This window comes from Bradyrhizobium iriomotense (assembly GCF_018129405.1).
GTDB classification, from domain to species: domain Bacteria; phylum Pseudomonadota; class Alphaproteobacteria; order Rhizobiales; family Xanthobacteraceae; genus Bradyrhizobium; species Bradyrhizobium iriomotense_B.
The window spans coordinates 296,973-320,805 of record NZ_JAFCLP010000006.1; the positions used below are offsets into that span (position 1 = coordinate 296,973).

General features: G+C 63.2%; 21 protein-coding genes and 1 pseudogene. 11 read left to right on the forward strand and 11 right to left on the reverse strand.

Annotated features, from left to right (window positions below; genetic code table 11):
- Position 1 precedes the first annotated feature (1 nt).
- Positions 2-2,128, reverse strand: a complete 2,127-nt coding sequence (locus JQ592_RS16585; protein ID WP_211403882.1) for a molybdopterin-containing oxidoreductase family protein — start codon at positions 2,126-2,128, stop codon at positions 2-4.
- Positions 2,129-2,366: 238 nt separating this feature from the next.
- Here JQ592_RS16585 and JQ592_RS16590 point away from each other — a divergent pair, with 238 nt between their 5' ends.
- Both JQ592_RS16590 and JQ592_RS16595 read left to right on the forward strand, forming a co-directional pair.
- A complete protein-coding gene (locus tag JQ592_RS16590) occupies positions 2,367-3,221 on the forward strand; it encodes an AraC family transcriptional regulator (protein ID WP_211403883.1) in 855 nt (284 codons plus the stop codon).
- Between the two features lie 279 nt (positions 3,222-3,500).
- Complete coding sequence (locus JQ592_RS16595) at positions 3,501-5,939, forward strand: murein L,D-transpeptidase catalytic domain-containing protein (protein ID WP_211403884.1); 2,439 nt, start codon at positions 3,501-3,503, stop codon at positions 5,937-5,939.
- A gap of 218 nt (positions 5,940-6,157) precedes the next feature.
- Here the strand turns inward: JQ592_RS16595 and JQ592_RS16600 are convergent, their stop codons facing one another.
- Positions 6,158-6,865, reverse strand: coding sequence for a hypothetical protein (locus JQ592_RS16600; protein ID WP_211403885.1), 708 nt, complete (start codon positions 6,863-6,865; stop codon positions 6,158-6,160).
- A 225-nt stretch (positions 6,866-7,090) separates the two neighbouring features.
- Between JQ592_RS16600 and JQ592_RS16605 the strand changes: the two genes are divergently transcribed.
- Entirely contained in the window at positions 7,091-7,420 is a 330-nt protein-coding gene (locus JQ592_RS16605) for a DUF6949 family protein (protein WP_211403886.1), read from the forward strand.
- Positions 7,421-7,499: 79 nt separating this feature from the next.
- Positions 7,500-8,030 carry a gamma carbonic anhydrase family protein gene (locus JQ592_RS16610; protein WP_018647061.1) on the forward strand — a complete coding sequence of 177 codons (531 nt, stop codon included), beginning with the start codon at positions 7,500-7,502 and terminating at the stop codon, positions 8,028-8,030.
- A 2-nt stretch (positions 8,031-8,032) separates the two neighbouring features.
- On the opposite strand, the gene JQ592_RS16615 is transcribed toward JQ592_RS16610, so the two are convergent.
- Positions 8,033-8,197, reverse strand: a complete 165-nt coding sequence (locus JQ592_RS16615) for a hypothetical protein (protein WP_211403887.1) — start codon at positions 8,195-8,197, stop codon at positions 8,033-8,035.
- A 94-nt stretch (positions 8,198-8,291) separates the two neighbouring features.
- Between JQ592_RS16615 and JQ592_RS16620 the strand changes: the two genes are divergently transcribed.
- Together JQ592_RS16620 and JQ592_RS16625 are read left to right on the forward strand one after the other, a co-directional pair.
- Complete coding sequence (locus tag JQ592_RS16620) at positions 8,292-8,609, forward strand: hypothetical protein (RefSeq protein WP_211403888.1); 318 nt, start codon at positions 8,292-8,294, stop codon at positions 8,607-8,609.
- A 104-nt stretch (positions 8,610-8,713) separates the two neighbouring features.
- The gene (locus JQ592_RS16625; RefSeq protein ID WP_211403889.1) at positions 8,714-9,088 is read left to right on the forward strand and encodes a hypothetical protein; all 375 of its coding nucleotides are present in this window, start codon (positions 8,714-8,716) and stop codon (positions 9,086-9,088) included.
- Between the two features lie 189 nt (positions 9,089-9,277).
- Here JQ592_RS16625 and JQ592_RS16630 read toward each other — a convergent pair whose 3' ends face one another.
- Together JQ592_RS16630 and JQ592_RS16635 are read right to left on the reverse strand one after the other, a co-directional pair.
- A complete protein-coding gene (locus JQ592_RS16630; protein ID WP_211403890.1) occupies positions 9,278-9,769 on the reverse strand; it encodes a hypothetical protein in 492 nt (163 codons plus the stop codon).
- Between the two features lie 180 nt (positions 9,770-9,949).
- A pseudogene (locus tag JQ592_RS16635) lies at positions 9,950-10,156 on the reverse strand (aspartate/glutamate racemase family protein); the annotation flags it as partial.
- Positions 10,157-10,225: 69 nt separating this feature from the next.
- Here JQ592_RS16635 and JQ592_RS16640 point away from each other — a divergent pair.
- Entirely contained in the window at positions 10,226-10,969 is a 744-nt protein-coding gene (locus tag JQ592_RS16640) for a DUF5131 family protein (RefSeq protein WP_211403891.1), read from the forward strand.
- On the opposite strand, the gene tcmP is transcribed toward JQ592_RS16640, so the two are convergent.
- From tcmP to JQ592_RS16670, 6 genes are all read right to left on the reverse strand, one after another.
- Positions 10,925-11,827, reverse strand: a complete 903-nt coding sequence (gene tcmP / locus JQ592_RS16645; RefSeq protein ID WP_211403892.1) for a three-Cys-motif partner protein TcmP — start codon at positions 11,825-11,827, stop codon at positions 10,925-10,927. The genes JQ592_RS16640 and tcmP overlap by 45 nt on opposite strands.
- A gap of 147 nt (positions 11,828-11,974) precedes the next feature.
- The gene (locus JQ592_RS16650; protein WP_211403893.1) at positions 11,975-12,706 is read right to left on the reverse strand and encodes an aspartate/glutamate racemase family protein; all 732 of its coding nucleotides are present in this window, start codon (positions 12,704-12,706) and stop codon (positions 11,975-11,977) included.
- A gap of 20 nt (positions 12,707-12,726) precedes the next feature.
- Positions 12,727-13,605 (reverse strand): ABC transporter permease, encoded by an 879-nt coding sequence (locus tag JQ592_RS16655; RefSeq protein ID WP_211403894.1) that lies wholly within the window; start codon positions 13,603-13,605, stop codon positions 12,727-12,729.
- 2 nt (positions 13,606-13,607) lie between these two features.
- A complete protein-coding gene (locus JQ592_RS16660; RefSeq protein ID WP_211403895.1) occupies positions 13,608-14,567 on the reverse strand; it encodes an ABC transporter permease in 960 nt (319 codons plus the stop codon).
- Positions 14,568-14,571: 4 nt separating this feature from the next.
- The gene (locus tag JQ592_RS16665) at positions 14,572-15,861 is read right to left on the reverse strand and encodes an ABC transporter substrate-binding protein (protein ID WP_211403896.1); all 1,290 of its coding nucleotides are present in this window, start codon (positions 15,859-15,861) and stop codon (positions 14,572-14,574) included.
- 42 nt (positions 15,862-15,903) lie between these two features.
- Positions 15,904-16,890 carry an ABC transporter ATP-binding protein gene (locus tag JQ592_RS16670; RefSeq protein WP_211403897.1) on the reverse strand — a complete coding sequence of 329 codons (987 nt, stop codon included), beginning with the start codon at positions 16,888-16,890 and terminating at the stop codon, positions 15,904-15,906.
- Between the two features lie 256 nt (positions 16,891-17,146).
- On the opposite strand from JQ592_RS16670, the gene JQ592_RS16675 reads away from it, so the two are divergent.
- The 4 genes from JQ592_RS16675 to JQ592_RS16690 all read left to right on the forward strand — a co-directional run bounded on the left by JQ592_RS16675 (position 17,147) and on the right by JQ592_RS16690 (position 23,734).
- A complete protein-coding gene (locus JQ592_RS16675) occupies positions 17,147-17,854 on the forward strand; it encodes a GntR family transcriptional regulator (protein ID WP_211403898.1) in 708 nt (235 codons plus the stop codon).
- 473 nt (positions 17,855-18,327) lie between these two features.
- Entirely contained in the window at positions 18,328-19,875 is a 1,548-nt protein-coding gene (locus tag JQ592_RS16680) for an FAD-dependent oxidoreductase (protein ID WP_211403899.1), read from the forward strand.
- A 297-nt stretch (positions 19,876-20,172) separates the two neighbouring features.
- Positions 20,173-21,513 carry a metal-dependent hydrolase family protein gene (locus JQ592_RS16685; protein ID WP_246820438.1) on the forward strand — a complete coding sequence of 447 codons (1,341 nt, stop codon included), beginning with the start codon at positions 20,173-20,175 and terminating at the stop codon, positions 21,511-21,513.
- 466 nt (positions 21,514-21,979) lie between these two features.
- Complete coding sequence (locus JQ592_RS16690) at positions 21,980-23,734, forward strand: CYTH and CHAD domain-containing protein (protein ID WP_211403901.1); 1,755 nt, start codon at positions 21,980-21,982, stop codon at positions 23,732-23,734.
- The last annotated feature ends 99 nt before the right edge of the window (positions 23,735-23,833 follow it).

Sequence of the window (23,833 nt, forward strand, 5' to 3'; positions counted from 1 at the left end):
GTCAGGCCCCGCTGACCTGAACAAGGATGTCGGAGAATGTCGGCGCGCGGCCGAGGTCGGCGAAGGCCGGCGGCGTCAGCACGTGGACCGTCGCGCCTCTGCGGTTGGACCGCTGCCAGTAGCCGGACGGTGCCACCACGACGCCCGGCATGATGTCGGGCGAGACGGTGGCGAACGCCTCGAACGAGCCGCGATCGTTGAACACGCGGATCGGCGCACCTGCGACGATCCCGCGCTTGGCCGCATCGTCCGGGTTGAGCAGCACGGCCTGCTCCTCGCCGGCCTGCGCGGTCTGGGCCGGCAGGTTGCCGTAGTTGGAATTCAGGAAAGCGTGGCTCTTCGGCGAGATCAGGCTGAGCGGATATCGCGTTGCGAGCACGGGCGCCGTGCGCGCGTTCTCATTCGGCGGAATGTAGTGGGGCAGGGGATCGACCGGCGCGCCATCCTGGTCGCCGTTGTAGCCCTGGCGGAACAGCGGCACCACGAAGTTGCCGCCGCCGGCGATCGTCGACTTGAACTCGCACTTTCCGGAGGCCGTCGGAAAATTGCCCTCGCGATGCGGCGCCCAGTCGGCGGGCGCCGGCATGTTGAGGCGCACATAGCCCTTGGCCTTGACGTCGTCGAGTGCAATTCCGGCGAGCACCGGGCTCGTCCAGTCGAGCGAGGTCTCGATGATCTCGTCGTCGCTGCGGAAGAAGGACGGATCCGTGACGCCCATTGCATGCGCGAGGCGGCGGAACAGCTCGGTGTTGGAGACGGCTTCGCCGAGCGGCGCGATCGCCTGGTTGTTGTAGGACAGGTAGAGATGTCCCCAGGAGAACATGATGTCCTTCTGCTCGAGCTGGGTGGTCGCGGGCAGAACGATGTCGGCATATCTGGCGGTGTCGGTCAGGAAATGTTCACTGACGACGGTGAAGAGATCCTCGCGCGCAAGTCCCTCCTCGAGCTTGCCCTGCTCGGTCACCATCGCCATCGGATTGGCGTTGTAGACGAACAGCGCCTTGATCGGCGGATCGAAGCCGAGCTCGCCGGTCAGCGCAGCTCCAAGGCGCCAGGAATTGAGCACGCGCATCTTCTCGGGCTGCAGATCGGGCCGCATCAGCACGTCCCATCTGACCGGGAATGCCCAGATCGGCAGCTGAAGCAGGCCGCCGCCGACATGCTTCCAGGCGCCGATCAATCCCGGGAGGCACGCAATCGCGCGCACGGTCTGGCCGCCGCCGGCATGCCGTTCGACCGCCACGCCGATCCGCACGACGGCTGGCGGCGTGGTCGCATATTCCCGGGCAAGCTTGATGATGTCGCTGGCGGGAATGCCGGTTTCTTGCGCAGCGAATTCGGGGGTGTAGCTCGACGCCCGTTCCGCCAGCTCGTCGTAGCCGACGGTGTATTTGTCGACGTAGTCGCGATCGACCAGGTTCTCCTTGATGATGACGTGGATCATCGCCAGCGCGAGCGCGGCATCGGTGCCGGGCCGGATCGGAATATGCCAATCGGCGAGGCGCGCGGTGCGGGTGCGGACGGGATCGATCACCACGAGCTTGGCGCCGGCCTTCTTCGCCTGCTCGATGAACGGCCAGTGATGCGAGTTCGTGCTCAGCGTGTTGCAGGCCCACAGGATGATGTATTTCGAATGCACGAAGCTCTCGGGATCGACACCCGGCGTGTGCCCGATCGTCATCATGTAGGCCGTGCACGAGGCGGAGTCGCAGAACGTGCGCTCAAGCACGGTCGCACCGAGCTTGTTGAAGAGGGGATCGCCGACGTTGAGCCCGTTGATGATGCCCTGCGTGCCCAGATAGCTGTAGGGCAGGATCGCCTGCGCCCCGTGCTCGGCGATGACAGATTTCCAGCGCGACGCGATGGTCTCCAGGGCTTCATCCCAGGAGATCCGTTGAAACTGCCTGGAGCCCTTCGGGCCGACCCGCTTCAGCGGATGGAGGATACGCTTGTCGCTGTAGACGCGCTCCTCATAGTTGTTGACCTTCACGCAGAGCCGTCCACGCGTGAACGGATGGTCGGGATTGCCGCGGACGGCAATCGCCTTGCCATCCTCGACCGTGGTCAGGATGGAACAGGTATCCGGGCAATCGTGGGGGCACGCGCCGATGACCGTGGTCCGGGCCATGGATCTCTCCGTTTCCTGATTCAAGACGGCCGAGGATGCGGCGGCCGGGCGCGGTCTGGCTTTTCAAAATGTGCGGTGTTGTTGTCCCGGACTGCTCTCGGCCCGTGGACGGCCGGCCGGATGTCTGGCATGCTAATTGCTGGACCCGGCAATACCTTTTTACCCACATCGCGCTATCTGGCGGAGATTCACGATGGGTATGCTTGGCAACTCTGTCGATAAATATGTTACCGGCAGAATGCTTCAGACGTCCAATGACCGGCGATGGGGTCATCTCCTTGCCGAGCGATGGAGCCATGAGCCGGGCGATCTGCCGCCGCAATTGCCGCGCGACACCGAGATCGCAATCCTGCTGCGTGGCAACTCCGTCGTCGATCGGGAAGGCGCGGGCATGCGGCAGCGCACCTTCGGCAGAAGGGGCACCGTGTGGCTCTGTCCGGCCGGCATCCGCGAGGATTTCATCCGCGTCGAGAACCAGATGCAGGAATGCCTGCATATCTTTCTTCCCGGACAGCCGTTTGACGACACCATGCTCAGGGATCTCGACATCGATCCGTCGGGAATGTCGATCCGCTATGAGGCCATCGATCAGGACATGTTCATCGAGCATGTCGCCAGTCGGATCCTCGCCGAGCTCGAACAGGAAACCTCCACCGGCCGCCTTTTGGTCGAAAGCCTGGGACGAGCCCTGTCGGCTCATCTGGTGCACAGCTATGCGGCGACGTCAGTCCGGCTGAAGCAGTCCTGCGCTGTCCAGAAACCGCTCGACGCCAAACGGCTGTCGCGCGTGACCGAGTTCATCGACGCATCCGTCGAGCGCGATGTCACGGTGAAGGATCTGGCGTCGGTGGCGTGCATGAGCCCGGCGCATTTCTCCCGCAGCTTCAAGGCGGCGACTGGCGCCGCGCCGCATGAATATGTCAGCCGTCAGCGTCTCGATCTCGCCAAGCGGCTCCTGTCCACCAGCGATCGCCCGCTGGTCGACATCGCCTATGCCGCCGGATTTTCATCGCAGGCCAATTTCAACCGCGCCTTCCGCAAGGCGGTCGGAACGACGCCGAGCCTGTACCGGGCGCAGAAGGGCCGGGACTGACCGCATCGAGTTGGCGAGCGCATCTCAACTGGCCTTCCGCATAGGTTCTCCTCCATCGCCGACGGAGATCGAGACAGCCTTCGTCGCCGACATTCTGAGACCCAAAGTGTACCGCGTCCGAATATCTCCCCTGAGATGCCACTAACTGCCGGCATCCCGACCTTGACGCATCATCGTGAAATAGTTCATCCTCTGGTAGAAAGGCGAGTGCGAAGCCAAGTTGTTGGCTGGCGTCATTAAACGAACTGTCCGCACGAACACGCGAGGGAGAATCTCACGATGGCTTTCGGTGCGACGAAGCGGAAGGTTCTCAATCGGGGTATCCCTCCGGACAGTTTTCTCAATGAATTAATTGCGTGGGGCAGAACGGCGCCCGACGACATCTTCGCCCCGAACGAAAACGCAGACGTCTATTCGAGCGTGGTCGAGGTACTCGGCCCCTGGCAGGGGCTTCCGCATCGCCGCGCCGCCATGCTGGAAGTGATGCGCGTGCTTGCGGGCTTTGAATCATCCTGGGACTGGAACGCAGGCGTCGATACCACCAATCCAACGTCAACGACGCCGACCACGATTGAAGCGGGTGCCTGGCAGGTCAGTGCGAACTCCATGGCATTTGGGCCGGAGCTCAAGAATCTTGTTCTCACAAAGGTCGGCTCACTGGATGGGAACGCATTCCAAAAGGCCATGAAGCGCGACCACCTTCTGGCGATGGAATACATTGCTCGCCTTCTGCGCCGAACCGTAAGGGCCAATGGCCCCGTCAAGCGACACGAAATTGACGAGTGGCTGCGCCGAGACGCCGTCGACGAGTTTCAAGCCATGCTGGGGACTCCTTCCATGATCTCGGCGTTGCGATTGGAAAGCGTGGCGGCGGCCAGTATTCCCAGCGTGAGAGCACAACCGGCCGAGGCCGGGATGCATGGATTCGACGCGAATACGAAGCTGACGGCGACGACGGCCAAGGCTCTGAAAGAAGCGGGATTCAAGTTCGCGATCCGCTATTTGTCGCGCAAAGCGAAACCGCCTGCCAAGGATCTGACCGCCAACGAGCTCGATATCATCCTGGACGCGGGGCTTGCCGTCATGGCGGTCCAGCATGTCGCTCCGTCCGGCTGGACACCTTCCGATACGCTCGGGGTCGAGTGCGGCGGCAACGCCGCTGCGCATGCCCGGGCAATCGGGTTGGCAGAGAAGTCCAGCGTATGGCTCGATCTGGAGGGGATCGCGGCTGGAACGCCGGCGAGCGCGGTCATCGCCTACTGCAATGCCTGGTTCAGGGAGGTGGAGAGCGCCGGCTATACGACAGGTGTTTACGTCGGCGCGAACTGTATTCTGTCTGCGGATGAGCTCTATTTTAGTCTCAAGACAAAACATTATTGGAAGTCTGGCAGCAACGTGCCCGACATTCCGCACCGCGGTTACTGCATGGTTCAGCACATCATTCCGGATGACAAGATCGGCGGCGTTGCGATAGATCGCAACGTGACGTTCGTCGACGCATTCGGCAGCGCGCCGATGCTCGTCACCCGGGGCCTTGCCATGGACATGGCAGCGTTTGCGAGACCCATGCTGGCGGCGCCAGCCGCGGCGAGCGCTCCCGCAGTCGCCGCGCGCGACAACGATGAGGAGATTTTGCGCGAGCTCGCAGCGAGCCATGAACTCTCCGCGCCGATGGAAACCCTGATCAGCTTCAGGAACGACCACGGCGGTCCCGTATCGGCCCGGTACTGGGCGATTGCCGATTTCGACCGGCGATCCGGCGAGCCCAGACTCTTCCTGTTCGACGTCAGGGACAAGCACGTCCAGTCCTATCTCTGCGCGCACGGCAAGGGATCCGAAGGTCCCACGGACGACGGTTATGCGAGCGTCTTCTCCAATCGACCCGGCTCGAACTGCACCTCGCTCGGTGTCTACCGTTGCGCTGAGACCTATTCTGGAGCGCACGGCTTTTCGATGCGCCTCGACGGCCTTGAAGCGACCAACTCCAACGCCCGGGCGCGCGCCGTCGTTGTGCACGGCGCGGATTATGTGTCCCAGGATTTCATCAGCCGTACAGGCCGGATCGGACGGAGCGACGGATGTCTCGCCCTCGAGAACCGGTATGTGACCGAGGTCGTGACCGCATTGACCGGCGGTTCTCTCGTCCTTGCGTGGTATTCGAGAGCTGCCGGGCCTGCTGCCGCGCGCTTCGTCGCAGACAGCGCAGCGGACGAAATCTGGAGCGAGCTCGAGCCGCCGGCGGCCCATCTCGCAGCAGATGCCAGCGAAACGACGGCCTCGCTGGCAATGCGAATCCTGCAATCGCCGAAAATCGTGCTTGCACGCGCGCACACCTCGGGAGTCCAGGACAACGCCACGGCCTTTGACAACATCAAGGACACGGCCGAGGGGCGTGCGGCACACCGCAGCTCCTACAGAAACGCGCCTGGCGGTGTGGTCAACCTCGATCCCCGAATGCTCAGAGGCATGCTCGATTTGGCGGAATCGTTCAGCTTCTCGGTATCGGAGTTCTGCGGTGGCAGCCACAATACGAACTCCCGCCACTACGCAGGGTGCACCGCCGACCTCAACACAATCAACGGCCGGCATGTGGGCGCCGGCAACCCGTCGGCCGCTTTGTTTCAGCAACGCTGCCGCGAGCTTGGAGCAACGGAAGTGCTGGGGCCCGGCGATGCGGGGCATTCGACGCATATTCACGCGGGCTGGCCGCGACCTTGACGTCGGCGGAGACCGCAGGCGCTCGTTCCCAACCTTACCGCCGCCCCATGATGCCATCATGCCCCTGTTTTGCCCGACGGGTCAACGTGACTTCGAAAAATACGAAGTCGTGCCAGGCCCCCGGCTACTGTGCATGGGGTTGTTTTCGACGTTTTTTGTCCGGGAGGCTCCAGCCCATCCCAGCAAGCCGATCTAGCGGCGGGGCGGAAAGGCCCCGCTCAGCTCTTCGGTCCGCGCAATTGCGCCGTCAGCTTCTCCATCGCCTCCGCCACCTCGCGCCATTGCGACAGCCAGCTGCGCGGAAAGCGGAAGGTGAGGTCGGCGCCGCCGACGCGGCGCTCGGAGAGGCACATGCCGGGGGTCGCCGCATCGCGCGTGCAGCGCGCGGCCAGCGCGGGGCTTGTCGCGGAATAGAAATCCTCGCTGCCGTAAGGCGTCTCAGTGCGGAACATCCGCATCGTCAGCCCGTCCTCGGGCTGGGTCGCAGCCTGGTCGAGATAGCGCGGATAGATCGTGGCCGTTCGCTGCTCGGGCGAGAGCGCATCGTGATGGGCCGCGATCGACAGGAAGATGCGGTCGATCGATTGCACCGCCGCTTCCACCGTATCGGCGGTGACGTGCTTGGGCGCTCCGGGCGGCTCCAGCGAGGGATAGAGGAAATCGAGATCGATACGCTCCTGGGGCCCGGAGTGCCGCTGGATCTTCATCCGGATCGCGGTCGTCGGCAGGTTGAACAGCGTGCCGCCGACGCTGACCGGCAGCTTGTCCGGGGCACTGGCGCCGCCGGCTCCCCAGGTCGGCCACAGCAAATAGGCGACCAGCGCGACCGCACACAGGGCGGCGGCGCCGCCGAGCACGATCGGAACGACATGCGCCCGGGTGCGCGTCCTGGAGGACCTGAGGGGAGCTGCCGAAAACACCGTCATGACATGCGCGCGCGTAAAGACCCGAAGTCGGCCGATGGCCGACGAATCAGCGGCGAATATGCCACGGGGCGGCGAATTCGCGCAGCCTTGCCGGCCGCGGGGAGGGGGGAGGGCCCTGCGCGGATTGGCTGGCGCCGTTAACCTTCTCTTAAGGATAATGTAGCGTTAACCAGCACGATTTGTCACAGGAAGGCTCCGGCGTTGCGTAAGTGCGGACAGTTTCCGATGACACCTGAAGCTCTCAATTCCTTCTTCTCGATCTGCATCGGTTTCGCGCTCGCCGGCGCCCTCGTGAACGGATACCAGGCGGTCGCGCAGCGGCCCGCGGGCTTCGGCCTGCTGCAGGACGGCGTCGCGCCGAAGACCTTCGCGGCAGTGCCGTTCCTGGTGTTCGCTGCGCCCTTCATCATCATGCGCAACACGCTGCGCGGCATGCGGATGGAAAGCCGCCGCGTTGAATTCGTGATGATGGCGACCGTGATCGCCGGCTTCTGGAGCATGATGAGCGGCACCTTCTTCCTGATGACCTTGCGCGCCGCCGGCGTTCTGATCTGAAGCGCCTGACAGGCCGCGCGGCCCTTTGCGTCGGGGCCGCCGTTTCGCTATGGCTGGGTCAACCCGACAGGAGACCTTGATGGCGATCTACGAGCTCGACGGGCAGGCGCCCGAACTTCCCGCCGACGGCAACTATTTCATCGCGGAGACCGCGACCGTGATCGGCCGGGTGCGCCTGAAGCCGGGTGCGAGCGTCTGGTTCGGCGCGGTGCTGCGCGGCGACAATGAGTGGATCGAGATCGGCGAGGGCGCCAACGTGCAGGATGGCTCGACCTGCCACACCGATCTCGGCTTTCCGCTCGTCATCGGCAGGAACTGTACCGTCGGCCACAACGTGATTCTGCACGGCTGCACCATCGAGGAGGGCGCGCTGATCGGCATGGGCTCGATCGTGATGAACGGCGCGAAGATCGGTCGCAACAGCATCGTCGGCGCCGGTTCCGTCATCACCGAGGGCAAGGAGTTTGCCGAACGCTCGCTGATCATCGGATCGCCTGCGCGCGTGATCCGCACGCTCGACGATGCGCAGGTGCAGAGGATGGGAAGCGCGGCGAAGTTTTATGTCGCCAACGGCCCGCGTTTCAAGAAGGGCCTGAAGCGGATCGGCTGAGCTCAGCTTCCCCCGGATTCGCGCGCTTCGATCGCGCCCGCAACCTTCTCGTGGCCGGCCGCCCATAGCGCATGCTCGTCGCTGCCGTCGACGTAGGGATTGGCTTCGGCCGGGATGCGTTCGCGCGCGGCGCGTTCGCCTTCTGCAAAGGGATCGCGATCGGTCATCGTGATTTGGCCTCCTCGCTTTCAAGCCGATGTGACGGCATTGGTTCCGGAACGGGTCCTGGTCGGGACCGTTGACGGATAAAGGAGCATCCCAATGGCCCCACCGCGTGCAAACGCTTCAATGAAGACGTTGGTCTTGATCTTCGCCCTCGCGGCGATGCCGGCCGTATCCTTCGCACAAGCGACCGGCGGCACTGCCGGATCGACCGGCACTTCGTCGGGGCCGACCGGAGGTGTTGCCAACGCACCGGCGCCGCCGCCCGGCACGAACAGCCTGGGTACGGCTCAATCGTCGGGCCCGGGCTCCGGAGTGACCACCGGCTCCGGGACCGGCGGAGCCGCCGACGCCACCGTCAGTGCCGAGAACCGACAGCTCGACAAGAAGATGAAGAGCATCTGTCGCGGCTGCTGATGCTCGCGCGGAAGTGAGACAGCGTGGCTGTCCCGATTGCCCCGACAACGCTAGCTTGATCCCGCTTTGAAGCGTGGAGCGTGTCCACGCGGAGGAATCGAGTGATGCTACGTAAGACGATGATGGCGGCGCTGGCCGTCGCGGCGGTCGGGCTGTCGGCGCCGCAGGCGGCAGAGGCGCGGGGCGGTTTCGGACATGGTGGCGGTTTCCATGGCGGTGGCTTCCATGGCGGCTGGGGCCATGGCGGTCACGGCCATTGGCATGGCGGCGGCTTCTGGCCGGGCGTTGCCATCGGCGCGGGCCTTGCCGGCGCCGGCTATTACGGCGCTTATTACGGCTACGGCTACCCGTATTATGGCGATCCCTATTATTATGGTACCGGCTATGACGATGGCGGTTACGGCGGCTGCTACGTCGTCCGCAAGCGCGTGATGACGCCTTCGGGATGGCGATATCGTCGCGTCGACGTCTGTGAATGAGGCGGGAAGATCAGCTGGCCCAATAAAAAACAAGGCCGTTGACGCAGTATACCGTCAACGACCTTGCCAGCCCCGGATATTGAAATCGGCTCACGCCATCCGGTAGGGGGCAGCATCGCGCGGAATCATACCGGCGAATGTGATCCAGTTCACAAGTGGAGAAAATTAAAGCCGCCGGCGGAGGCCAGTTTAGCCGCGCGAGCGCTTGCGCGCGCTGGCATGGCGGTGACGAGCCGGTTTCCTGCGGGTAACCGAGGGCGTCTCGGCCTCGGTGGCGCGGGCACTGGCGAAGGATTGGCGCAAGCCGTCGATGGATTCGTTCAGGCTCGCCACCTGCTCCGACAGGCGCTTGGTATCGGTCTGTTGGGCCGCGAGCAGCCGCTTCACGGTCTGGAGCTGATCCTGCACAACCTGGAGCTGGTCGATCGATTCCTGCTGGGTCGCCTCCAGCCCCTTGGTCTTCTCGACCAGCTGCTCGGAGGCCTGGGCGGTGCGGGCCTGCAGCTGCCGCGACGCCACCACCCGGTCGGTCTCCGGCACGGAGCCGGTATAGGCGCGCCAGATCGCGATCGAAGTCACGCCGGCGATCAGCAAGAAAAGGACGGCGGCGGTCAGCGCGATGGGCTGGGCGCCAAGGCGAAACAGGGGGGTGGACCGTGTGTCCTCCACGAGATCGATCATCGCTGACAAAACCCAAATCTGAAACTTGGTGAGTGGCGAAGACCGGCAGCCCAAAACGGCCACCGGGATGTCCCGAAAGTGTTACTGTTCGGCAACAATTGGGACCAAAAAGAGGCTGGCGGCCAAAAAAGCAGCCAGCGCTTGGCTTTACCCTCTGGAGCTAGGGCCAAATGGCCAGATTCAGGGCTGAAACGGCGACAACAGCCCGGAATAGGTCTTCGGTCGCGGCGCCGCATAGGGCCCCAGCCGCGACGTCTTCAGCCGCAGCCGCACCAGCGATTCCGCCAGCGTCACCGCGGTGGCGACGCCGTCGACCACGGGCAGGCCGTGGGTTGCGGCAAGCTCGGCGGCGAGATCGGCCATGCCGGCGCAGCCGAGCACGACGCTGGTGCGATCGAGCACCCTCAGGGATAATTTACTGCGCTCTGTCAGGTCTAACCACTCGGAGGATGCAGGATGGCCGAGACTTCAATCGAGTGGACCGACGCAACTTGGAATCCTGTGGCGGGGTGCACTGTACTCTCGCCTGGTTGCACCAATTGCTACGCGATGCGTATGGCCGCGCGACTCGAGGCCATGGGAGCTGGAAAATACCGCGGTCTAACTCGAAAGAGCGGCGGACGAGCTGTTTGGACTGGCAAGTTGTTCCTCGATCGCCGAGCACTTGAAGCTCCCAAGGCTTGGCGCAAGCCGCGCCAGATTTTTGTGAACTCCATGTCCGATCTTTTCCACGCGAACGTGCCTGAGAATTTTATCCACGAGGTGTGGTCGACGATGGAGGCGACACCGCAGCACACTTATCAAATCCTGACTAAGCGCCCCGACCGGATGGCCGAGATCTCGCAGGCGCTGCCAACGCTCCAAAATGTCTGGCTTGGTACTAGTGTCGAGAACGCCGATTACCTCGATCGCATCAACGATCTACGACGGGTGCGAGCAGTGGTCAGGTTCATTTCGTTCGAACCGCTGCTTGGATCTGTTGCAACTGCGGATCTCTCCGGCATTCATTGGGCGATCGTTGGCGGTGAGAGCGGTCCACGCGCCCGGCCCATGGACCCAAAGTGGGTGGATGAAATCGAGATTGCTTGCCGTCGTCACGGCACAGCGTTCTTCTTCAAGCAATGGGGCGGTAGGAACAAGAAAGCATCCGGCAGACTACTTCGTGGTCGGACGTATGATGAGATGCCGCTTGGGATTTAAGAGGTGCTCTCCGATCCTTGTGGCGAGACCGATCGCTTCTCGCGCTGGGTTAGAAATGCATAAGAACAGTGAGAACATCTGCGGCGCGCGGTCGATGGGTAACGCAAGCGGCTTCAATACAGCACCGAAGATTTCGCTGAGCCGCTTTTGTACGTAACGCTCGAGGCCGGCCGGATCTAAATCTCTTCGTCGCTCGGGCAACACACCGAACATGTCGGGGTTGCCGACATCGGGATAAAGCTCTTCTTCCCAAGATTCTGAGCCGAAGATTCGCGTCAGCGCAGCGCGCTTATGCTCGTCAATGTCGGTCAGTTTCCTAGTGGCTTGTCGGAACAATCCCGCCAACGGGAATAGAAACCAGACATCAATCGCTCGTGTTCCGGCAAGCGCTTGAAGCGTTGTCCATTCGACCTCCATTCCATATGGGTCAAGGAAGACAACGGCCCGCTTGTCGTCCCAGCTGTTGTTGGCAACAAGTCGTTTCAAGGCCGAATTCGCATCTTCTTCTGCGACAACGATCTTGCGTCGGAGATTTTTGGCGCGCAAATCTTCCAGTGCGGACACGTAGTTGGGATTCTTTTCGATGAAGACTATGAAATCAAACTCAGGTCTTACATCCAGGGCTATCTGGGCTGATCCGCGCCTTCGCTCGACGACTTCTTCGACAGGCTTTTCTACTAGGGTAGCGCCTTGTCGTTCAGTTCGTACCGTCCGAGTCCCGCTCCCAGCAAACGCGTCAACGTACCAGAGGTTTTTGAAGTGAGGACGAAGCGCTGTGGTAAAGGCGTTTAAATACCCCTCAATGATCGACAACTTGAGTTCGGTATGTTGCCCGCCAAATTCGTGATCTGCGATCATGATATCTCGCACGCCCCAGCGGCGTAGCTAATGTTCGCCAAAATATGTGCTCGAAAGTACACTCTACTAAAAATAGTATCAATCTATTTGCGATAAGAAAACGTGTGGCAGCCGGTTCAGTCTAGGCCTGTCGGTGTTCGACCGAGGCTAGGGCTGAAACGGCGACAATAGCCCGGAATACGTCTTCGGTCGCGGCGCCGCGTAGGGCCCCAGTCGCGACGTCTTCAGCCGCAGCCGCACCAGCGATTCCGCCAGCGTCACCGCAGCAGTGACGCCGTCGACCACGGGCAGATCGTGGGTTGCGGCAAGCTCATTGGCGAGATCGGCCATGCCGGCGCAGCCGAGCACGATGGCCTCTGCCCGGTCGTCACGGATGGCGGCGGTGATCTCCGCCGAGATCTTGCCGAGCGCGTCCGCGTTGCGCTCCTCGAGTGCGAGCACCGGGACCTCGGCGGCGCGCACGCGGGCGCAGCGATCAGCGAGGCCGTACTTCTTGAGATTATGCTCGATCGGCACTATGGAGACGCCCAGCGTCGTCACCACGGCAAAGCGCGCCGCGATCAGGCTCGCCATGTGGAAGCCGGCTTCGCCAATGCCGATCACCGGCGCTTTCGCGGCGGCGCGCGCGGCATCGAGGCCAGTGTCGTCGAAGCAGGCGATGATGTGCGCATCCGCGCCGTCGCGATCGGCGTCGCGGATGCAGCCGAGCATGCCGGGCACCGCAAAAGCCTCGTCGTAAAAACCCTCGATCGAGACCGGGCCCATCGCGGGCTGGCGCGCATCGATCACGGTGTCGGGCAGGGCAACGCTGCGCGCCGCAGCGGCGATCTTCGCCGTCATCGACGCCGTGGTGTTGGGATTGACGACGTGAAGCCGCATCGCGATCACACAAGCCCTTGTCAGACAAGCCCTTTGCCGGCGTCCGAGCCCTTGGCCGCCTGCCGCTTGTTGAGCACGTGGATGGTGCCGAGCGCAAGCGTGATCACCGTGAACGAGACGGCCGAGATCACGGTGCCGAGCGCATAGATGTCGGGGTTGGTCACGGTGGTGGTGAGGCCCTGCAGATCCAGCGGCAACGTGTTCACGGCTCCGATCGCCTGGCTGGAGCGCGCGAGCTCGTCCCAGGACAGCGTGAAGCCGAACAGGCCGATACCGATCACCGAGGGCAGGATGATCGGCAGCACGACGTGACGGAAGGTCTGCCACGGCGTCGCCCCGAGATCGCGCGCGGCTTCCTCGAGGCGCGGATCGAAGCGATTGAAGATCGCGAACATGATGAGCAGCCCGAACGGCAGCGTCCAGGTCAGGTGTGCACCGAGCCCTGATGTGAGCAGGCCCATCGAGGTCTCGAAATTCTCGTTCCAGTGCGCCTTGATCAGGTCGTCGATGATGCGGAATTCAAGCGAGATGCCGAGCGAGGTGATGATCGAGGGAACGATGAGACTGGCGATCGCCGAGTAGAACAGGATGCTTTGCGCCTTGAATTTCCTGCGGAAGGCCATGCCGGCGGCGACCGACAGCACGACGGTGACGATCATCACGATGACGCCGAGCAGCAGCGAGCGGCGGAAGGCCGCGCCGAGATCGACGATGCCGGTGCCCTGGAACAGTTTTGCGATCCAGAACGTCGACACGCCGTTCATCGGGAAGGTGAGGCCGCCCTGCGGGCCCTGGAACGACAGCACGTAGATCGCGATCATCGGGCCGTAGAGGAACAGCGTGTAGGCCGCGAAGAAGACCGCGAGCACGTAGAAAGAGCGCGGGCGTCCTTCCTTCATGCTCAGAGCTCCTTTTTGATGTCGACGATGCGCGACATCATGGTGATGATCAGGAAGGTGATCGCGAGCAGGATCACCGCGTTCGCGGCGGCAGCCGGGAACTGCAGCGCGTTGACCCGCGTCTCGATGATCTTGCCGGCCGCCGCGATCTGCTGGCCGCCCATCACGCCGATGGTGATGAAGTCGCCCATCACGATGGTGATGACGAAGATCGAGCCGATCACGATGCCGGGCTTGGCCAGCGGAATGACGACGTTGACGAGGGTCTGGAAGCCGGTGGCGCCGGCGTCATAGGCGGCCTCGATCAGCGACTTGTCGATGCGCACCATCGAATTGAAGATCGGCACCACCATGAAGAAGGTGAAGAGGTGGACCAGTGCCAGCACCACGGAGAATTCGGAGAACAGCAGCCATTCCAGCGGATGGTTGATCAGCCCTGTCTTGACGAGGCCGGAATTGACGAGGCCGTTGCGACCGAGCAGCGGGATCCAGGCGATCATGCGGATCACGTTGGAGGTCCAGAACGGGATCGTGCAGAGCAGCGACAATCCCATCTGCCAGGTCTTGGACTTGACGTGGAAGGCGAGGAAATAGGCGACCCAGAAGCCGATGAAGAGGGTGATGGCCCAGACCATGAAGCAGAGCTTCAGCGTCATCAGATAGGTCTTGCCGATGGTGCAGAGTTCGGGAAGCTGCGCGATGCAGCCTTCGAACGTGTCGGTGTAGCCGCGGCCGGAGAAGGCCGGCAGCAACTGGTATTCGTTGTAGTCCCAGAAGGACACGATGACGACGAACACCAGCGGAATCAGGAAGAAGGCGAGGAACACCAGCATCATCGGCCCGGCCTGGAGCCAGGAGATGAAGGACGGCGACAGGCGCGCCGCTTTGCTGCGGCGCGCCGTCTCCGATCCCCGGACGAGGTCCGGGGATGCCTGATGCAGGATGTCCTCTGACGTGTCCATCAATTTAGGCCGCGATGAACTCGTTCCATTTGCGGACCATGTAGTCATTCTCGTCCATCACGGCGTTCCAGCAGGCAACGCCGCCCATGCGGTCTTCGTAGGAGCCGCCGTCACGCACCGCGCCGGCCTTTTCCAGCAGCGAGCCGTCGGGCGCCTTGATGTCCTTCTCGGCCGGCTTGCCTTCCATCCAGTACGCCCACTCGTAGGGCTCCATGTGCGCCTTCGCGGTGGAGAGCACGGCCGAGTAGTAGCCCTGGCGGTTGAGATAGGCGCCGGCATAGCCGGACAGGAACCAGTTCACGAACTCATAGGCCCATTCGAGCTTGGCACCCGACACGCCCTTGGAGACGCAGAAGCCCGAGGCCCAGGAGCGATAGCCTTCCTTGAGCGGCTGGAAGGTGCAGGGGATGCCCATCGAGCGCACCTTCGTCACCGCCGGGGACCACATCGACTGGATCACGGTTTCACCCGAGGCCATCAGGTTGACGCTCTCGTTGAAATCCTTCCAGAAGGCGCGGAACTGGCCGGCTTTCTTGGCCTCGGTCATCACCTTCATGGTGAGATCGATCTCTTCCTTGGTCATGTTGCCCTTGTCGGCATATTTGTACTTGCCGGTGGCTTCCACGACCATCGCGGCATCCATGATGCCGATCGAGGGGATGTTGAGGATCGAGGCCTTGCCCTTGAATTCGGGATTGAGAAGTTCAGCCCACGAGCTGATCGGCCGCTTGATGATGTCCGGACGGATGCCGAGCGTATCGGCATTGTAGACGGTCGGGATCAGCGTGACGAATTCGGTTGCCGACGTCGCGAACTTCTTGGAGTCCTTGCCTTCGAGATAGAGCACCTTCCAGGGCGCGGTGCCCTGGTTGCCGATCTTCTTGCCGCCGGGCGTCTCGCCCTTGGTGAAGACGGGCGTGATGTTGTCGAATTCCTTGATCTTCTTGGCGTCGAGGGCAAGGATGTTGCCCGACGGCACCAGCTTCTTCAGCGAGAAATATTCGGTGTCCAGCACGTCGAAGGAGTTCGGCTGGGTCATCACGCGCTTGGTGACGTCGTCGGTGGTCGCGGTGATGTATTCGATCTTGATGCCGGTGTCCTTCAGGCACTGCTTGGAGATGTCATCGCCCTCGTTCACGGCGGTGCCGAGATAGCGCAGCACCTTCGCATCGGCCGACTTCACATAGGGAAAGCCGGTGATGGCGCCGGAGCCGGCGGCAAGGCCGGCAAGACCCGCGGTGCCCTTGAGCAGCGTGCGGCGGCTGACGCCTTTTGTCCTGGTGGTCTCGGTCATATCAGTCACTCCTCTGTTGCGCATTCCAGTGATCGATCGGCGCTATTGCAGGCGCTGCGCCTTGGCGGGATCCCAGGTCGCCAGCACGCGGTCGCCCGGACGGAACGGGTGAACGTCGAAGGTGGTTTCCGGAACATGGGAGAACAGGGCGGTGCCGTCGTCGAGCGTGAGCGAGACGGCGATGTAGGAGCCCTGGTACTCGGTCTGGGTCAGCAGCGCCGGCGCGCCGAACGCGCCGTCGGCAAACGGCACGATGCCGAGCTGATCGGCGCGCACGGCGATGAGGTTGCCGGCGTCGCTGAGGACGTTGTGGCCGCCGATGAAGCGCGCCACGAATTCGGTGCGGGGATGGTGGAAGATGTCGCGGGCAGAGCCCTGTTGCTCGATCCTGCCGTGGTTCATCACCACGATGTGGTCGGCGAGCGCCATCGCCTCTTCCTGGCCGTGGGTGACCTGGATGAAGCTGATGCCGAGCTCGCGCTGGAGACGCTTGAGTTCGCCGCGCATCTTCACCCGCAGGAACGGATCGAGCGCCGACAGCGGCTCGTCGAGCAGCAGGATCTGCGGCTCGGTGATCAGCGCGCGGGCGAGCGCGACACGCTGCTGCTGGCCGCCGGAGAGCTGCGCCGGCAAGCGGCCCGCATAGGGGCTCATGGCCACGAGCTCCAGGAGTTCGCCGGCACGCTTGTGCCGTGTCGGCTTGTCGACCCCGCGCATTTTCAGGGCGAAGGCGACATTGTCGAGCACGGAGAGGTGCGGAAACAGCGCGTAGGACTGGAACATCATCGCCGTGCCGCGCTTGGCGGGCTCGAGGTCGGTGACGTTCTGCGCGCCCAGGATGATGTCGCCCTCGCTGACCGCCTCGTGGCCCGCGATCATGCGCAGGGTCGAGGTCTTGCCGCAGCCGGAGGGGCCGAGCAGGCAGCAATAGGTGCCCGCCGGGATCTTTAGATTGACGGTGTCGACCGCCAGTGTCGTGTCGTAGCGCTTGGTGACGGCGACCAGTTCGAGAGCGGCGGGAGTGGCCATGGCATGTCCGAGGAGGGGCGATTGCTTCCGCCTCTCTCCGCAAGGTCCGTGCCAACAGCCGTCGGTCGGCAAAATCCCAAAACTGTGCAGCGGAGTCAGATCGTTAGATCGAATCCCGCGTATTTGGGCTGCCCGCCGCCTGCGCAGTCATCTGCACACAAAACGGGCGAAGATTGTATAAAGTTTCGCCTGTGATTGGATACAGCTCGTCGACTAACATTCGAGGCCGAACGTTCGCCGATCGAGCCTCACATCCATGGCCGCCAAGACCCGCCAAAAACCCGATGCGCCAGACGCGAGCGATCGCGTCAGCCGTATCAGGGAGGGTGTGACCGCGGCGATCCTCGAGCATCGCCTGCTGCCGGGCACCAAGCTCGGCGAGGACGAGATCGGTGAGATCTATGGCGCGAGCCGAACGCTGGTGCGTACCGCGCTGCAGCAGCTCGCGCATGAGGGCATCGTCAACATCGAGAAGAACCGCGGCGCCTTCGTCGCGCGCCCGTCGCCTGCCGACGCCCGCGAGGTGTTCGAGGCGCGGCGCCTGATCGAGCCCACCATCGTCGACCACGCGATCGACGCGGTCTCACCGGCCTGGCTCGATCGGCTCGGCCAGCATCTTGCTGAGGAGCGCGAAGCGGAATTGCGTGGCGACGCGCGCGCTTCGGTTCGCCTCTCCGGCGAGTTTCACCGGCTCGTCGCCGAGATGAGCGGGCACAGCATCTATCTCGGTTTCCTCAAGGAGCTGATCGCGCGCTCCTCGCTCATCATCCTGCTCTACCGCCGCCACGATACGCCGGCCTGCGGCACCGACCACCACGCCGGCATCGTCACCGCGATCCGCAAGCGCGACAAGCAGACCGCGCGTACACAAATGCTGTCGCATCTGCGAGAGATCGAAGCCGAACTGTTCCTGAAGGATCCCGCCGCCGACGAGCTGCGGCTGGCGGACGTGCTGGGCGCCTGACGGTACCGACAGACGTTTCGGCCGGAGCTGCGGGACCACACTAAAGCGCGATGAGATTGGGATGAATCGTCATCGCGCTTTAGTTATTGTTTGAGCATGATCTTTTCGGAAAACCGCTTCACACTTTTCCGGATCATGCTCTAGTGACCGAGCTCGCGTTCTGCTGCGAGCTGCCCGTCTGGTGTGATCTCGTAGTCGCCGTTTCGCTTTGTCATCCATCCTGATCTGACCATCTCTCGTGCAAGCTGCACCGAGCAGATCGGATGGCTGCCTCCCGGGTAATACAGCCTGTCGTTTCGGACGAGCAAATGGCCGTATAGTTGCGCCTGACGCAGCGCCCTGCGCATGCCGGGTGATGGATCTTTCATGCCGGTTCAAGCGCGAGCGCGACGAAGGTTCCTAAAGAGCGCTGTGGCAGGGCACATAGGAACCCTCATCCTGCTGCATCGTTTGCTTTTCCGAGGAGCAGCGCCATGAATGTGCGGGACGAGCACACTCGATCGCTCTGGATGGATGTTTCGGTCGCCGACGCTCCGGCGCTGTCGCGTACGGTCGGCACAGACGTCGCCGTCATTGGCTCCGGAATAGCCGGGCTGTCGGTCGCTTATGAACTCGCCAGCCATGGACGTTCGGTCACGGTACTCGATCGTGGTCACATTGGCAGCGGGATGACGGCGCGCACTACGGCGCATCTGGCGACGGCGCTCGACGATGGCTACGACGAACTGATCCGGGTCCGCGGCGTCGACTGTGCGCGACTTTATTATCGGAGCGTCGAAGCCGCGATCGACCGTGCCGAGGCCATTCAAAGTGCCGAGGATATCCACTGCGATTTTCAGCGGGTGGACGGCTACTGGGTGTTGGCGCCCGAAACGCCCGCGTCTGAACTGGATCAGGAATTGGATTGCTGCCGCAGGCTCGGGATTCTCGTCGAAAATTGCGTCGAGCCGACCGCATTCCACTCCGGAGGTCTGGCGCGTTCGTTGCGCTTCACCCGCCAGGCGCGCCTGCACCCGACCAGATATCTCGCCGGACTCGCCGGCGCACTGCAGCGCCGTGGGGCGCAGCTCTACGCCGACACCTGCGTTGAAAGCATCCGTGAACAGCATGGCGACATGGTCGTGACCACCACCTCGGGTCACGAGGTCCGTGCCAGCGACGTGGTGGTCGCGACGAACTCGCCGGTGAATGTGCAGGTGGCGATCCACACCAAGCAGGCGCCTTACCGCACCTATGCGCTCGCCGCCAAGATTCCGGCCGGCGCGTTGGAGGATGCGCTGTATTGGGACACGCTCGATCCCTATCACTATGTCAGGCTTCAGCCGTTCTCTGCGGACGAGGACTTCGTCATCATCGGCGGAGAAGATCACAAGTCCGGTGAAGCTGACGACGGCGCACAGCGGCTAGCTGCGCTCGAACGCTGGGCGCGCGAGCGATTGCCGGCCCTGCGCGAGGTCACTCATCGATGGTCAGGTCAGGTGCTGGAGCCGCTCGATTTCACCGGCTTCGTTGGCCGCAGCCCAGGTGAGGAGCACCTCTTTATCGTCAGCGGCGACTCCGGACAGGGCATCACGAACGGGCTTATGGCGGGCATGTTGATTGCGGATCTCATCATGACTGGCGCGAGCCCGTGGGAGGAGGTCTACGCCCCGGCACGGAAGATTCAGAAGAACATCGGCGAATTCATCAGCGAGAACATCACGCCGCTGAAGAATTTTGCGGAGTATCTCACCGCGAGTGAGATTGCCAGCGTCGAACGTTTGCGGCCGGGGGAGGGGCGCCTTGTCCGCGATGGCCTGAAAAAGGTCGCGGCATGCCGGGACCGGAACGGACTTTTGCATTTGCACTCGGCGAGCTGCACCCATTTGGGCTGCGTCGTGCACTGGAATTCGCTCGAGCAGTGTTGGGATTGCCCATGTCACGGATCGCAATTTGCGCCTGACGGCACCGCGCTCAACGGCCCCGCGGTCTCGCCGCTGGGCGAGGCCGATTGGCCGACTAATGTTCAAGCCGCAGAGTGAGCGGCAATCCCCAACATGTTGCGGTGAGGTTTCAAGGAGCTCCGCCGCCGGCGGATGTGCTGGGCGCCTGAGCGCGCGCAGCCTGACGCCACAGGCGACCTCTCTTTGCTTTGATTCAATTGCCGTCGGACGAGCCGATCCCTCATCACAGCGGATGGCGGAGCTGCATATTGCCGCCATGGTTGTAAGTTGACGGTAGCTAAACGGCGGCGTTAACTGTCGCCCGACGTTGCGTGCCTGCCATCGCCCCTCGCGTAGCCTGAACCAGTGCGGAAGGCTGATATGTCGGGTTTGAGGATGTCGGCCAAAGTCTTCGCCATCGCTGCATTGCTTGCCGGCATTGCGATGGTGCTCGGTAGCCTGTCATCAGCACCGGCTCAGGACGCCGCGGTTCTGTTCCGCAATGTCCGGATATTCGATGGTAGGGGCAGCGCGCTCTCGGCGCCATCAAGTGTTCTCGTCAGAAACGGCGTCATCGAGAAGATTTCGACGGCGGACGTCACGACCACCGCTGAGGTCATCAACGGCGGCGGGCGCGTGCTGATGCCGGGCCTGATCGATGCGCATTGGCACGCGATGCTGGTGCGCCCGACGCCGATGGCCGCGCTCGCCGGCGACATCGGCTACAACAATCTTCTCGCCGCCAGCGAAGCGACAGCGACGCTGATGCGTGGCTTCACCACCGTGCGCGACATGGGCGGGCCGAGCTTCGGCCTCAAGCAGGCCATTGACGAGGACCTCGTCGCCGGCCCCCGCATCTATCCGTCCGGCGCCATCATCACCGTCACCAGCGGACATGGTGACTTCCGGCAGCTCTCCGATCTGCCGCGCACGATCGGCGGCATGCTCAGCCGCATGGAGCGGATCGGCGGCAGCATGGTTGCGGACAGTCCCGACGAAGTGCGCGTGCGGGCGCGCGAGCAGCTGATGCAGGGCGCCTCGCAGGTCAAGCTCACGGCCGGCGGCGGCGTTGCATCGCCGTTCAGCCCGCTCGATGTCTCCACCTTCACCGAGCCCGAGCTGCGCGCAGCCGTCGAAGCCGCCGACAATTGGGGGACTTACGTTGTCACGCATGCCTATACGCCGGTGGCGATCCAGCGCTCGATCGCGGCCGGCGTGAGGTGCATCGAGCATGGTCATCTCATGGACGAGGCGAGCGCGAAACTGATCGCGGAGAAGGGCATCTGGCTCAGTACACAGCCGTTCCTCGACCTGTCCGGCGCCGCTGCGCTGGGACCTGCGGAGCAGGACAAGATGCGGCAGGTGGTTGCGGGCACGGATCGCGTCTATGCGCTCGTGAAGAAGTACAAGATCAAGACCGCGTTCGGCACCGACGTGCTGTTCTCGAAGGCGCTGGCGGACAGGCAAGGATCGATGCTGGCCGCGCTGACGCGCTGGTACACGCCGGCCGAAGCGCTGGCCATGGCAACGTCCGCGAATGCCGAGTTGCTGAGCCTGTCGGGCCTGCGCAATCCCTATCCCGGCAAGCTCGGCGTGGTGGAGGAGGGCGCGCTGGCCGATCTCCTGCTCGTCGACGGCAATCCGCTCGACAACATTGCCCTCATCGAAGATCCCGCGAAGAATATCGTCGTGATCATGAAGGGCGGCAAGATCTACAGGAACAGTCTCGCACACTGACGCCAATCGTCTGGTGCGATCTGGCGAAATTTGAACCGCTTCTAGTCCCGATCGTCGGGAACCAGCCTCTTGCGCACCGAATCCGTTGCAACTTCCGGGACCGCAGGAGGCTGCACGGGGCTTGTCGCAACAGGGCTTGTCACAATTCCGGGGCTGTCATCGGCGGCGTGACTTCTAAGCGTCTCCAGAACCAGAAAGAATTTCTCGGCTAGCATGAGTCAATCTCACTGACGCGTTCATCTCGCTTTCGAGAACGGCAAGATTCGCAATTGAATTCGATCACCTAATGCGCTTCGCAGCAATTTAATTCGGCGCGTCGGAACCCGGATTATGACAAACCTTGCCGGATTTTGCGCCCCGACACCTCATGTGGACGATCACGCACTGCAGCGCAACGTTACTATTCAACGTGGATCGCTCCGGCTATATGCTGTTGCTCTGTCATCAAAATGTCATGTCACCACAAATGCTAAAATCAGACGCAACGCCGGCTCGCAAGAACCCGGGCGCGCCGGATCAGAATCCTGTCTCCAAGGATAACAAGAGAACGCAAGCCGTCGCCGGCTTCCTCAGGCAAATTGAACCGGCTGAGCGAAGCGCGGAACCTGCAGACGTCGAGAGCGCCGTGATCGAGCAGGCGCCATTGCAAGGCACGGCGCCTGCATCTGAGCCGAGCACCACCGCGCGTCCCATCGGCGAAGTCGAGCTCAAGCTTCTCGTCGATGCCGATCGCATGGCACATTTCGGCGCTGCGCCGGTCGTCGCGGCGAACGCACGCAACAAGGGCTCGCGCAAGCACCTGAAATCCGTCTACTACGATACGCCGGAGCGGACGCTTCGGCGCGCCGGCTTGAGCTTGCGCGTACGCCAGAGCGGCACGCGCTTCGTGCAGACCGTGAAAACCGACGCCGCGGACGATCCGCTACGCCGTGGCGAGTGGGAGGCGAGCGTGGCCTCGCTTGCGCCCGATCCCGCTCTGGCGATGCCATTCATTCCGGAGAAGCTTCGCGAGCAACTCGAAACGCAGCCGCTGGAAGCGGTCTTCACGGCCGATATCCATCGGCACACGCGCATCGTCGACCTGCCGTCCGGCACGGTTGAGATCGCCTTCGACCAGGGCGAACTGACGGCGGGCGACCGGTCGCTGCCGGTGAGCGAGATCGAGCTGGAGCTCAAGAGCGGCAGCGCGAGCGCGATCTACGAAATCGCCCTGCGGCTTGCGGAGCATGGTGCGGTGAAGCCGTCGATCCGCAGCAAGTCCGCGCGCGGCTTCGACCTTGCCGCGGACAAGGCGCCTTCGGCGCGCCGGCCGGGCAAGCTTCGCCTCGATCCCTCCGTCACGCTCGACGAAGCCTTCGCGATAATCCTGCGCTCTTGCTTCCTCCATCTGCTTCAATCGCTTCCGGCGGCCGAAGACGGCCGCAATCCGGAAGGCGTGCATCAGCTGCGTGTCTCGCTGCGCCGGCTGCGCTCGGCGCTGGACCTGATGCGCTCAGCCGGCGCGCTCTCTAATCTCGACGCGCTGCGGTCGGAAGCCAGATGGCTGGCGCAGGACCTGTCCGCCGCGCGCGACTGGGACGTGTTCCAGCTCGACACCTTGCCGGCGATCGCAAAAGCCTGTCCTTCGGTGGCAGGCTTCGATGCGCTGGGGCGGGTCGCAGCGCAGCGTCAGTCGGAGGCCTATCGCAAGGCGCATCTTGCGCTCGATGATCGCCGCTGCGCCGTCTTCCTGATCAGCCTCGGCGGCTGGATCGAGACGCGCGGCTGGCGCAACGACGTCGCGGCGGAAGATCTCGGCCGGCTCGCCGAGCCCGCCGTCAACTTCGCGCAGCGCGTCCTGTCGGCGCAGCACGCCAAGGTGCTCAAGCGCGGCCGCCGCTTCAAGTCGCTCACGGTCGACGAGGTGCACCGGGTGCGGCTCGCGACCAAGCGCCTGCGCTATCTCGGCGAGTTCCTGTTGCCGCTGTTCGCCGATCGCAAGTCCGCACGAAAATTCGCCCGCAGGCTCGCCGGCCTGCAGGAGGAGCTCGGCGCCTTCAACGACATGGCGGTGATGGCCTCATTGCTCGACGGGCTCGGCGCCGAAGATCGCGACAGCGCCATTGCAGCGGCCGCGATCGCCGGCTGGCAGGCGCGTGCTTCGATCGGTGTGCAGCAGACCTTGCAGGACAGCTGGCGGGACTTCACCGCCGCGCGCGTGCCCTGGTCGTCGTTGAACTGATTGCGTGTTCTCCAAAAAAGTTGCGCCCAGCCATTGGGGGATGGCTGGGCGCGCGCGAACCGGTCTGGGACGGGGAGGGGTGGGGATGTGACCGGGTCG